Consider the following 12,341-nt stretch of genomic DNA (forward strand, 5'->3'; position numbering starts at 1 on the left):
GGAGGGGTGGTGGGGCGGAGTCAGCGCTGCGCCGGGGCGGCGCAGCTGGAGCGGATGACGAGGTCGGCCTGGACCTCGATGTGCTGGGGGGTGTCGGGGATCCGGCCCTGCATCCGGGCGAGCACCAGGTCGACGCTGTGCCGGGCGAGCATGTCGATCGGCTGGCGGACGACGCTGAGCGGCGGGGTGACGAGCTCGCTCCACGGGTTGTCGTCGAAGACGACCACGGAGAGCGCCTCGGGGATCGCGACGCCGAGCTGGAACAGGCGGTGCACGGCGCTGCGCACCTGCGCCGTGTTGGCGACGATCAGGGCGGTCGGCGGCTCCGGAAGCGCGAGCAGCGCGGCGACGGCCTCGCCGCCGATGTCGCCGCGGAACGGGACCTCGCGGATCAGCGTCCCGTCGATCGGCAGCCCGGCGGCGGTGAGGGCGGCGCGGTAGCCGGCGACGCGCGCCTGGCCGGTCGAGGTGCGCAGCGGCCCCGAGACGATCGCGATCCGGCGGTGGCCGAGCGCGAGCAGGTGATCGGTCGCGCGGGCGGCGGAGGCGGAGTTGCCGATGCTGACCACGTCGACGTCGTCGAGACCGGGGGTGGTGCGGTCGACGAAGACGACGTCGATCCCGGCCCGGCGCAGCCGCGACCACTTCTCGAGGTTCTCGCCGGACGGGGTCGCGATGACGCCGCCGACCGAGCGGTCGAGCAGGCTGGTGAGCGACTCGCCCTCGACGTGCGAGTCCTCCTGCGTCGTCATCAGGAGAACCTGGGCGCCGCGGGCGCGCGCCTCCCAGACGACGCTGTCGGCCAGGCGGGCGAAGAACGGGTTCGTGAGGTCGGGCAGGACCAGACCGATGGACAGGGTCTGACCGTGGCTCAGCTCGCGGGCCGCGGCGCGCGGCCGGAAGCCGAGCTGCTCGATCGCCTCGACCACACGGCGCCGGGTGTCGACGGCGACCGGGCCGGTCCCGTCGTTGAGCACGCGCGACACCACGGACACCGAGACGCCCGCACTGCGCGCGACGTCGCGGATCGTCGGTGCTTTCTGCACGGTTCCTCCCCAGCTGTCGGGCAATCGTATCGGCGCCGGACCGGGCCGCCGCGCCCGCTGTTGACACACTCTAATCGTTGCTGGTACAAAACTGGTACCGGTTCCACTGAGGCCGGCGAGCAGCACTTCCCCGACGAAGACTGCGCACGACGACGACGTCCTCCGCCCCCGAGGCGGCCCTCTGCGTCCGTGCGCCCCCGGACCAGAGAGGCCACCGTGAACCTGTACAAACTCCTCGGCGATCGCGAACGAGAGGGCCGCCCCATCCGCATCGGGCTGATCGGTGCCGGGCGCTACGGCACCATGTACCTCTCGCAGGCGCGCAACATCCCCGGCGTCCACGTGGTCGCCATCGCCGACGTCAACGTCGCGCGGGCTCGCGGCGCCTTCGAGCTGGTCGACTGGCCGGCCGAGGCGATGGCCGCGGACATCCCCGAGGCACTCGCGAACCGGACGACCACCATCGTCGACAACGCCGCCGTCCTCTTCGAGCACGACATCGACGTCATCATCGAGGCGACCGGCAACCCGATCGTCGGCGTGCACCACGCGCTCCGGGCGATCGAGACCGGCAAGCACATCATCATGGTCACCGTCGAGGCCGACGCGCTGGCCGGCCCCGCGCTCGCCAAGCGCGCCGAGGCCGCGGGCATCGTCTACTCGATGGCCTACGGCGACCAGCCGGCCCTGATCATGGAGCTCGTCGACTGGGCCCGCACCAGCGGCTTCGACGTCGTCTGCGCCGGCAAGGGCGCCAAGTACCTCGAGCACTACCACCAGATGAACCCCGACAACGTCTGGGAGAACTGGGAGTTCAGCAAGGAGCTGACCGACTCCGGCCAGCTCAACCCGTACATGCACACCTCGTTCCGCGACGGCACGAAGGCCGCGATCGAGATGGCGGCGGTCGCGAACGCGGCGGGCCTGGTGCCCTCCGACTCCGGCCTCACGTTCACGCCGGGCGATGTGGAGGAGATCGCGACGATCAGCCGGCCGAGCTCGATCGGCGGCGCCCTCGACCACGAGGGGACGGTCGACGTGATGTCGAGCGTCAACCGCGACGGCTCCCTCATCCCGCACAACACGCAGGAGGGCGTCTACGTCGTCGTCAAGGCGACCAACCCCTACGTGTCCACCTGCTTCGACGAGTACCCGTGGCACCCGGACCCGACCAAGCAGTACGCGGCGCTCTACCGGCCGTACCACTACGTCGGCCTCGAGCTGAACGTGTCGATCGCCAACGCGGCGCTGCGCGGGATCTCGACCGGGCACCCCGAGGGCTTCTACGGCGACGTCGTCGCGACCGCGAAGAAGGACCTCAAGGCCGGCGAGTTCCTCGACGGCGAGGGCGGCTTCACCGTCTACGGCAAGCTCGTCTCCGCGAAGCACTCGGTCGCCATCGGGGCGCTCCCCGTCGCCCTGGCCCACCACGTCGAGCTGCGCCACGACATCGCGCAGGGCGCGACCGTCGGATGGGACGACGTGATCATCGACGAGTCGCTCGCCGAGGCGCTCGAGCTGCGCCGCGAGACCGAGGCGCTGCTCGCCTCCTGACCCCCTCGGGCCGGGCGCGTCCTCCGCCCGGCCCGCCTCCGCACCACCCTCGCGATCCGCGACCCCGCACGACCCCGCCCCACCTTCCGATGACGAAAGGCCCCCTCCCATGTCCTTCCCCACCCGCGCCACCCGCGCCACCAGCGCCGCCCTCGCCGGGCTCGCCTCCCTGACGCTCCTCGTCGGCTGCTCGGCCTCGCCCGACGGCGACGGCGGAGGTGCCGCCGCCGGGGGCTCCGGCGCCGACATCGTGTCGCTCGTCGACTCGTCCGCGCAGACCCCGGTCGACGAGGTCACCTCCTCGCTCGGCGACCCGGCCGTCCCCGACGGCGCCAAGCTCTGCTACATCACCCGCACCCTCTCGAACGAGTTCTGGGGCTACGAGCGCGACGGCTTCGAGAACCGCGCGAAGGAGCTCGGCGTCGACTACCAGACCTTCGACGTCACGGACGAGTCCTCGATCACCGAGCAGCTCGACAAGGCCAAGAGCGCGATGAACCAGGGCTGCACCGCGATCCTCGCCTCGCCCATCTCGGCGACCGGCCTCGACTCGGTCTTCGAGTCCGCCCTCGCCGACGGCATCCCGGCCGTCGTGCTGAACGACGCGAAGAGCGACGTCCCCGGCGTCGTCTACGTCGGCCCCGACGCGACCACCATCGGCGCCACGGCCGCGGACTACATCGCCGACCTGCTGCCGGACGGCGGCCAGGTCGCGATGATCGAGGGCGACCCCGGCTCCTCCAACGCGATCAACCGCGGCGACGGCTTCACGGCCGCGCTCGCGAAGCACGAGAACCTCGAGCTCGTCGCCTCGCAGACCGCCTCGTGGGACCAGACCAAGGCGCAGGAGATCGCGACCACGATGCTCACGGCGAACCCCGACATCAAGGCGTTCTACTCGCAGAACGACGGCATGGCGCTCGGCGTGCAGGCCGCCATCGACGCGAAGGGCCTCACCGGGAAGGTGATCCTCGTCGGCACCGACGGCATCCCGCAGGCCAAGAAGCAGATCCTGGCCGGCGACTACACCGCCACCGTCAGCGAGCTGCCGACGACGGAGGGCGCGACCGGCGTGGACGCCGCGCTCTGGCTCCTCGCCGGCAAGGAGGTGCCGGGCTGGATCGACGTGCCCGCCTTCATCATCGACAGCGAGAACGTCGCCGACTACGAGACCGGGATGCCGTGACCCGCGGCTGACCCCCGCGCTCCGCCGGAGACCCTCCGGCGGAGCGCACTCCCGGCAAGGCCCCTCTCGATCAGGAAAGAAGACGGAACATGGCCGAGCATCTGCTCGAGGTCCGCGGCATCGCGAAGTCGTTCCCCGGCGTCCGCGCCCTGGACGGCGTGAGCTTCACCCTCGAACGCGGGGAGATCCGCACGCTCGCGGGCGAGAACGGCGCGGGGAAGAGCACCCTGCTCAACATCCTCGGCGGCGCCCTCCGCCCCGACCGCGGCTCGATCACCATCGACGGCGTGCGGCGGATGGAGTACACCTCGCGCCAGGCACTCGCGGAGGGGGTGCGGATCGCGCACCAGGAGCCGGCCATCGTGCCCCAGCTCACGGTGACGCAGAACCTGCTGCTCGGGCGCACGCGCACGCAGCGCGCCTCCGCTCAGGACGACCTCGACCAGGCCCTCCAGGACGTCCACCGGATGGGCTTCCCGATGGACGGGCGGACGCCGGTCGGCCGGCTCAGCCCGGCGCAGCGGCACGCGCTCACCATCGCGCGGGCGTTCGCCTTCGGGGCCAAGATCGTCGCTCTGGACGAGCCGACGACCAGCATGCTCGAGCACAACGTCGAGGGCGTGCTGACCCGGGTGCGCGAGATCGCGCACGGGCGGGGCGTCGGCGTGATCTACGTCTCGCACAAGATGCCGGAGGTGATGAGCGTCTCGGACACGGTCGTCGTCCTCCGCGACGGGCGGCCCGCCTACGACGCGCCGATCACCGAGACGTCCTCCGAGGACATCGTCCGGCGGATGGTCGGGCGCGAGCTGCTCTCGTTCGAGCGGCGGCACCCGGTCGCCGCGGACGCCGAGGTGCACTTCGAAGCCTCCGGCGTCACGCACCCGAGCGGCGTCGGGCCGGAGTCGATCCAGGTGCGGCGCGGCGAGGTCGTCGGCATCGCGGGCCTGGTCGGCTCGGGGCGCACCGAGTTCCTCCGCGCGCTGATCCGCGCCGACGAGGGCAGCGAGGGCACGGTCCGGCTCGCCGGCCGCACGCTCAAGGTGCGCTCGCCGCGCGACAGCCGCGACGCGGGGATCGCCTTCATCCCGGAGGACCGCAAGCACCAGGGACTCGTGCTGCAGACCCCGGCCTACGCGAACGTCGCCCTCACCTCCGATCGGCAGCTCAACGGCTTCGGTCCGTTCATCAGCACGAAGCGGCAGATCGCGACGGCGGAGGAGATGGGCCGGCGGATGTCGCTGCGCCCGGCCGACGTCCGGCTGAACGCCCGCCAGTTCTCCGGCGGGAACCAGCAGAAGATCGTGATCGCGAAGTGGATCTGGCTCGGCGCGAGCGTCTTCCTCTTCGACGAGCCGACCAAGGGCGTCGACGTCGGCGGCAAGGTCGAGATCTACGAGCTCATCGACCAGCTCGCCTCCGAGGGGCACGCCGTGATCGTCGTCTCGAGCGACCTGCCCGAGATCATCTCCCTCAGCGACCGGGTCCTCGTCATGAGGGCGGGCCGCTTCGTCTCCGAGCACGTCGGCGACGACATCACCGAGCACAGCATCGTCACCAACGCCATGGGCGTCGCGAAAGGAATCTCATGACCTCCCCCGAGACCGGGGGCGTCGCCACGCCGCCCCGCCGCTCCTTCAACCTGCAGGCCTTCGGCATCTACCTCGCCGCGGTCGTCCTCTTCGTCGTCCTCGGCGTCCTGAACCCGAACTTCCTCACCCTCGGCAATCTCCGCGACGTCGCGGTGTCGGCGAGCGTGAACGCCATCATCGGCATCGGGCTGACCTTCGTCATCATCACCGGCGGCATCGACCTCGCGGTCGGCGCGATGGCCAGCTTCGTCGGCATCGTCAGCGCGTCGCTGCTGGTCAACGGCGGGGTGCCGCCGCTGCTCGGGCTGGCCGCGGGCATCGTCCTCGGCCTCGTCTGCGGCGGGATCAACGGGCTGCTGGTCACCAAGCTGAACCTGCCGCCGTTCATCGCGACGCTCGGCACGATGAGCGTCTTCCAGGGCGGCGCGTACGTCGCCACGAACGGCAAGCCGGTCTACGACGTGCCGAAGGAGTTCATCCTGCTGCTCAACAGCTACGTCGGCGGTGTGCCCGTCGTCGTGCTGATCGTGGCGGTCGTCGGCATCACGGCCTGGCTGCTGCTGCGCAAGACCGTCTTCGGTCAGAACGTGATCGCGGTCGGCGGCAGCGAGGAGACCGCCTGGCTCTCGGGCGTGCGGGTGCACCGGGTGAAGATCGCGGTGTACTGCATCTCCGGCGGTCTCTCGGCGCTGGCCGGCCTGGTGATCGTCGCCCGGATCAACGCGGCGCAGCCGGACGCGGGCAGCCCGTACCAGCTGACCGCGATCGCGGCCGCGGTCATCGGCGGCGCGAACCTGATGGGCGGCGAGGGCCGCATCGCGGGCACCCTGGTCGGCGCGCTGATCCTCGGCGCTCTCACCAACGGCCTGGTGCTGCTCAACGTTCCGAGCTTCTACGAGCAGATCGTGACCGGACTCGTCGTCCTCATCGCGGTCACCCTCGACCAGGGCAGCAAGGGCTGGCCGATGCTCTCGCGGGGAAGGAAGAAGCAGCGCGAGGACGTCGCGGCGCCGCCCACCGAGTCGACGCCGTCCGTGCGCGCATGACGGCGCGCCGGAGCGCGACGGCGCGGCTGACCACGCTCGACGGGGCCCGCGTCCTGGTGACGGGTGGCTGCGGCCTGATCGGCCGCCCCACGGTCGCGGCGCTGCAGGCGGAGGGGGCGGTGGTCACCGTCCTGGACCGGGTCGCGTCGGACGCGGACGTCCGCTCGATCGTCGGCGACGTGACCGACCCGGCCGTGCTGGCGGAAGCGGTGGCCGGGCAGGACGCGGTGGTGCACCTGGGCGGCTACGCCGGGCTGGGCATGGCGGACGCGGTCGAGACCTACCGGGTGAACGCGGTGGGCAGCTTCGCGGTGTTCGCCGCCGCCGCCGGGGCCGGGGCCGCGGAGGTCGTCTACGCCTCGAGCATCAACGCGAACGGCTACCCGCTCGGCGCCGAGCAGGTGCTGCCGCCCGTCTTCCCCTACTCCGAGGACGCGCAGCCGCGGATCTCGGACGAGTACTCGCTGTCGAAGCTCGCGACCGAGGACGCGGCGCGGATGGCGCACGCGACCTGGGGGCTGAGCCTCACCGGGCTGCGCTACCCGCTGGTCCGCGACATCACCGTGGACGGCGGCCGCGTGTTCGGCGCGCACCTGCGAGCGGTGCTGGCGGCCGACCCGCGACGGCAGGCGGCGGAGGGCTGGAGCTATCTCGACGCCGCCGACTCGGCGCGGGCCGTGCTCGCGGCGCTGCTGCACGAGACACCGCCGGCGCCGGGGATCCTGGTCGCCGCTCCGCTCACCTATCTGCGCGGGAGCACCGCGGACGCGCTCGACGCGATCGCCCCGGACGTCCCGCGCGGGCGGCTCGAGGGGCGCGCGGTCGGGCTCGACCTGACCCGCTCCCGCGAGCTGCTCGGCTTCGAGGCGCGGGTGCTGCTCGACGACGTCGCACCGCAGGAGCTCGCCGACGTGGCGCCCGCGGGGTCCGGCGCGTGAGGCTCTCGCTGCTCGGCCTCGGGCCGATGGGGGCGCCGATGGCGCGGAACCTGCTCGCGGGCGGGGCGCTCACGGTGTGGAACCGGACGGCGTCGCGGGCCGCGCCCTTCGCGGAGCTCGGCGCCGTGGTCGCGCCGACCCCTGCGGCGGCGGCCGGCGATGTCGTGCTGACGGTGCTGCCCGATCTGGTGCAGGTGGAATCGCTGCTCGAGCGCGAGGACGGCCTGCTCGCGGGCTGGCGCGCGGCGGGGATCGCCGCTCCGGTGCTCGTCGTGCACGGCACGATCTCGCCGGTCGCGGTCGCGGGGCTCGCCCGCCGCCTCGCCGCGGAGCACGGTGTGCAGGTGGTCGACGCCCCGCTCAGCGGCGGAACGGTCGGCGCCCGCGACGCGACGCTCAGCATCATGGTCGGCGGCGCCGACGAGCCGGTGGCCCGCGTGCTCCCCGTCTTCGAGCGGCTCGGGCGCACGGTCCGCCACCTCGGGCCGAGCGGAGCGGGTGCCACCGCCAAGCTCTGCAACCAGATCGTCGTCGCCGGCACGGTCGCCGTGGTGTCGGAGGCGCTGCTGCTCGCCCGGAGCGCCGGTCTCGACCCGGCGACGGTCGTCGAGCTGCTGCAGGGCGGGCTGGCGCGCACCGCGGTGCTGGAGCAGAAGAGCCGCAAGTGGCTCGACGAGGACTTCGCCGAGGGCGGCAGCGCCCGCAACCAGCTCAAAGACCTGCGCTTCGTCGCCGAGTCCGCCGCCGCCGAGGGCGTCGCGCTGCCGACCACCGCCGCGGTGACCGCGCTGTTCGAGAGGATGATCGCCGAGGGCGACGGCGACCTCGACCACACCGGCGTGCACCGCACGCTCGCCGGGCTCACCCGCCGACCGGAGGAGCCGCATGCCTGACCTCGTCGTCATCGACGCGCACCACCACCTCACCGACCTCCGTCGCTCGTACCCGTGGCTGGAGGGACCCGCCGAGCCGTTCCGCTACCACGGCGACGACCGCCCGCTCCGCCGCTCCTACAGCGTCGACGACTACCGCGCGGACGCCTGCGACGTGACGCTGCTCGCCTCGGTGCACGTCGAGAACGGGGCCGCCGACGCGCTCGCCGAGACCGCGTGGATCGACGCGCTCGCCCGGGAGAGCACGGTGCCGACCGTCCACGTCGCGCACGTGTCGCTGCTCGATCCGGAGGCGCCGCGGCTGCTCGAGGAGCACGCCGCGTTCGCGGTCACCCGCGGCGTCCGCGACATCCTGAACTGGCACCAGGACCCGGTCTACAGCCACCGGGACCGGGGCGACGTCCTCGGCGATCCGGTCTGGCGGGCGAACTTCGGCCGGCTGCAGGGGCTGGGGCTCTCGTTCGATCTGCAGGTGTTCCCCGCGCAGCTCGCGGAGGCGGCGGCGCTCGCCGCGGACTTCCCGGAGACGGCGATCGTGCTCGATCACCTGGGCATGCCGATCGGGCGCGATCCGGAGTCGGTCGCCGAGTGGCGCGCGGGCCTGGCCGCGGTCGCCGCGCAGGAGAACACCGTCGTCAAGATCTCGGCGCTCGGCACCAACGACCACTCCTGGACCCGGGAGTCGATCGCGCCGTTCGTCCTCGAGACCCTGGAGGTCTTCGGTCCGGACCGGTCGATGTTCGGCAGCAACTTCCCCGTGGACGGGCTCTACAGCTCCTTCACCGAGCTGTACTCGGCGTTCGACGCGCTGACGGCGCAGCTCTCACCGGCTGAGCGGCTCGCGGTGTTCGCGGGGACGGCCGACCGGTTCTACCGGATGGGGGTGGCGCTGCCGCGAGCGGAGTGACGCGACGGCGTCCGCGGAGAGGTCGCGTTGCTCTCCCGGTCGCCTCTCGACCGGTCGGCGGCTCGGGCCTACAGTGGCTGCGACGGCGGTCCGGGACGACTCCGGGCAGGCCGTCGCCGAGCGGAGGGAAGCCATGTCCTCGACCGTCCCCGACGCCGCCGGCGCACCCGCCGCGGAGCCGAGCGCGGCGAGCCTGCGCACCTTCGGCTGGATCCTCGTCAACACCGCGGTCGCGAACGTGACGACGAGCTTCCTCTGGTTCGCGCTGACCTTCTGGGTGTACCTCGAGACGCGGTCGGTGCTCGCCACCGGGATCATCGGCGGCGCGTACATGTTGCTCGTCGCGGTCTTCGCGATGGCCTTCGGCACGATCGTGGACCGGCACCGGAAGCACCGGGTGATGGTGTTCGCCGGGGCGGTGACGCTGGTGTCGTTCGGCGTCGCCGGCGGCCTGTACCTCGCGCTGCCGGAGGCGGCGCTGCTGGACTTCGGCGGGCCCTGGTTCTGGGTCTTCTCCGGCACGGTCCTGTTCGGCGCGGTGATCGAGAACATGCGGAACATCGCCCTGTCGACGACGGTGACGCTGATGGTGCCGGTGGAGCGCCACGCGAACGCGAACGGCCTGGTCGGCACGGTGCAGGGGCTCGCGTTCGTGGTGACGAGCGTGTTCAGCGGGCTCTCGATCGGCCTGCTCGGCATGGGCTGGACGCTGCTGATCGCGATCGGGGTCTCCGCCGCGGCGCTCGTGCACCTGCTGTTCCTGCGGATCGCCGAGGCGATCCCCGCGGCGGCCGGCTCGCGGGCCCCGCTGATCGATCTGCGGGGGAGCATCACGGCGGTGCGCGCGGCGACCGGGCTCTTCGCTCTGATCGTCTTCTCGACCTTCAACAACCTGATCGGCGGCGTGTACCTGGCGCTGATGGATCCCTACGGACTCGAGCTGTTCCCGGTGGAGCTGTGGGGTGTCGTGCTCGGCGTGACCGCGACCGGCTTCATCATCGGCGGGCTGCTGGTGGCGAAGCTCGGGCTCGGCCGGAACCCGATCCGGACGATGCTGCTGCTGGTCATGGCGATGGGCGTGATCGGCGCGGTCTTCACCCTCCGCGACTGGTGGTGGCTCTACGCCGGCGGCATCTGGATCTACATGACGCTGATCCCCGCGGTCGAGGCGGCGGAGCAGACCGTCGTGCAGAAGGTGGTGCCGTTCGAGACCCAGGGACGCGTCTTCGGCTTCGCCGCGGCGCTGGAGTCGGCGGCGGCGCCGATCACCGCGTTCCTCATCGCGCCGATCGCCGAGTTCGCGCTGATCCCGTACATGGAGTCGGCCGACGGGCGGGCGGCGTACGGCTGGCTGCTCGGCGACGGGGTCGGGCGGGGGATCGCGCTCGTGTTCCTGATCGGCGGGGCGGTCATGGTGGTCGCGGCCGGCGCCGCGATGCTCACCCGCTCGTACCGCACGATCTCGGCGCAGTACCTGCGCGCGGAGCCGCCGGAGACCGGCGCCCTTCCGGGACCGTCGTCGGACGACCTCGAGCCCGCGCCGGGGGAGAGCTCGGTCGAACAGCAGCGCTGACGGCCGACGTGAGAAGAGGGTCCCTCCGCTGACGGGGAAGGCCGGGCGGTGTCGGCTGATGATGGGCGCGGCCCTGTCCCGAGCGAGGTGGATCTCAAGACGCCCGCTTCGAGGGCTACGCGATCAGCATGCTGCGGACGCCCTGCGGGCGCTGCTTGTTCAGCGCGCTTCGGTCGGTGTGCTGCCGTGGGGCGCCCCCCTCATGGTGGTCGAGTAGCGGCGCAGCCGCGTATCGAGACCCGGCGTCCCCAGCGCAGTGGACGCCGAGGACGACAGCGCGGGAGCCGCTCAGACGCCCCGCGGCGTCTTGTCGCGCAGCGACCACACCGCCGCGCTCGCGACGAGGAGCAGGAGGGCCCCGCCGCCGAGGGCGAGCGCGCTCAGCGGAACGCCGAGGTCGCCGACGGCCCGCGGCTGGAACCCGCCGTGGAAGACGAGCCACGGCGCCGCGACGCTCGGCACGAGGTTCCGCGGGTCCCACGGCCCCAGAATCGGCAGCAGGTAGTAGGCCAGGGCGAAGACGGTGAGCGAGAACGCGCGCTCCCGTGTCAGCGTCGCGACGAGGAAGCCCAGCGCCCCGAACGCGACCCCGATCAGCGCGAAGGCGGCCGCCACTGCGCCGATCGCCGCGGGACCCGCGGACAGCGGCGCCGACGATCCGTCGACGGGGAACGGCCTCAGCTGCGCGGTGATGAGCCCGGCGACGGCCGCCGTCAGCACGAGCGCCGCGCCGAAGGCCAGGACGGCCACGACGAGGAGCCTCGCTTTCGCCGCGACGAAGGTGCGCGCCCGGCGGACCTGCGGCCATCGCACGATGATCGACCCGCCGCGGAGATCCGTGGTCGCCGCGAAGAGCCCCGTCGCGTAGCCGAGGAGCGGGGTCACGAGGAACACCGCGAGGCTCAGCCCCGTGCCGACCGCACCGAGCGGAGTCAGCGCCGCCGAGGCCGCCGTCGCCGCCTCGAAGTCGTAGCGCAGCGGATTGTCGATCTCCGTCCGCCCGTCCTCGTCCGTGGTCACGCTCACGGGCTCCGCCAGTGCCTCCTCGACGGAGTGCCCGGCCGAGCGGTACTCCGCGGCGGTCCTCTCGAACAGCGCCGCCGTCGACCGCGCGTTGCCGACGTCGGTCACCGCGCTCCAGACCGCGAAGACGGCGCCGGCGAGCAGGACGACGAGGAGGAGCCGGGAGGCGACCGCGCCGCGCAGCTCCCTCCGCACCTCGCCGCCCAGGGACCTCATCGCTCCTCGTCCGTCCTCTGCATCCGTCTCCTCCTCCTCCTCGTCGAAGAACGACCGACCGGTGTCAGGCCTCATCGGCATGGCCTTCTGTGTATGGTCACGAGCGTCCTCCGAATCACCGGGGTCGGCAAGGGCGTGACGCGGAACGAGGGGTCGCAGCCGCGTCGGCGCGTCGCGTCAGCGGCCCAGGGTGCAGGGGAGCAGGCGCGGGCCGGACCCGCTGTGCCCGGAGGGGTGGATCTCAATACGCGCCCTGCGGGCGCTACTCGATCAGCATGCTGCGGTCGGCGGGCTGCCGATCGGCATGGTCCGGGCGTTGTGCGGCCGGTCGATCAGCAGGCTGTCGCCGGCGGAGTGCCGTGGGGCG

General features: G+C 72.5%; 10 protein-coding genes. 8 read left to right on the forward strand and 2 right to left on the reverse strand.

What is annotated here, in order from left to right; genetic code table 11:
* Positions 1 to 20: 20 nt before the first annotated feature.
* Positions 21 to 1,046, reverse strand: a complete 1,026-nt coding sequence (locus EDF43_RS11055; RefSeq protein WP_123736347.1) for a LacI family DNA-binding transcriptional regulator — start codon at positions 1,044 to 1,046, stop codon at positions 21 to 23.
* A 216-nt stretch (positions 1,047 to 1,262) separates the two neighbouring features.
* Here EDF43_RS11055 and EDF43_RS11060 point away from each other — a divergent pair, with 216 nt between their 5' ends.
* The 8 genes from EDF43_RS11060 to EDF43_RS11095 all read left to right on the forward strand — a co-directional run bounded on the left by EDF43_RS11060 (position 1,263) and on the right by EDF43_RS11095 (position 10,735).
* Entirely contained in the window at positions 1,263 to 2,600 is a 1,338-nt protein-coding gene (locus EDF43_RS11060) for a Gfo/Idh/MocA family oxidoreductase (RefSeq protein ID WP_132436850.1), read from the forward strand.
* 109 nt (positions 2,601 to 2,709) lie between these two features.
* Positions 2,710 to 3,786: a substrate-binding domain-containing protein gene (locus tag EDF43_RS11065; protein WP_132436852.1), complete on the forward strand. Its 1,077-nt coding sequence runs from the start codon at positions 2,710 to 2,712 to the stop codon at positions 3,784 to 3,786.
* A gap of 89 nt (positions 3,787 to 3,875) precedes the next feature.
* A complete protein-coding gene (locus EDF43_RS11070; protein WP_132436854.1) occupies positions 3,876 to 5,378 on the forward strand; it encodes a sugar ABC transporter ATP-binding protein in 1,503 nt (500 codons plus the stop codon).
* Positions 5,375 to 6,424 (forward strand): ABC transporter permease, encoded by a 1,050-nt coding sequence (locus EDF43_RS11075; RefSeq protein WP_132436856.1) that lies wholly within the window; start codon positions 5,375 to 5,377, stop codon positions 6,422 to 6,424. The genes EDF43_RS11070 and EDF43_RS11075 overlap by 4 nt, the downstream gene beginning before the upstream one ends.
* Complete coding sequence (locus tag EDF43_RS11080) at positions 6,421 to 7,362, forward strand: NAD(P)-dependent oxidoreductase (protein WP_132436858.1); 942 nt, start codon at positions 6,421 to 6,423, stop codon at positions 7,360 to 7,362. Before EDF43_RS11075 ends, EDF43_RS11080 begins: the two co-directional genes overlap by 4 nt.
* A complete protein-coding gene (locus EDF43_RS11085) occupies positions 7,359 to 8,255 on the forward strand; it encodes an NAD(P)-dependent oxidoreductase (protein ID WP_243646280.1) in 897 nt (298 codons plus the stop codon). Before EDF43_RS11080 ends, EDF43_RS11085 begins: the two co-directional genes overlap by 4 nt.
* Entirely contained in the window at positions 8,248 to 9,162 is a 915-nt protein-coding gene (locus EDF43_RS11090; RefSeq protein ID WP_132436860.1) for an amidohydrolase family protein, read from the forward strand. The genes EDF43_RS11085 and EDF43_RS11090 overlap by 8 nt, the downstream gene beginning before the upstream one ends.
* A 133-nt stretch (positions 9,163 to 9,295) precedes the next feature.
* Positions 9,296 to 10,735 (forward strand): MFS transporter, encoded by a 1,440-nt coding sequence (locus EDF43_RS11095; RefSeq protein WP_132436862.1) that lies wholly within the window; start codon positions 9,296 to 9,298, stop codon positions 10,733 to 10,735.
* Positions 10,736 to 11,023: 288 nt separating this feature from the next.
* Here EDF43_RS11095 and EDF43_RS11100 read toward each other — a convergent pair whose 3' ends face one another.
* Complete coding sequence (locus tag EDF43_RS11100; RefSeq protein WP_132962502.1) at positions 11,024 to 12,049, reverse strand: hypothetical protein; 1,026 nt, start codon at positions 12,047 to 12,049, stop codon at positions 11,024 to 11,026.
* Between the last annotated feature and the right edge of the window lie 292 nt (positions 12,050 to 12,341).

Origin of the sequence: Rathayibacter sp. PhB179, from assembly GCF_004345345.1 — a bacterium.
Classification (GTDB): Bacteria; Actinomycetota; Actinomycetes; order Actinomycetales; family Microbacteriaceae; genus Rathayibacter; species Rathayibacter festucae.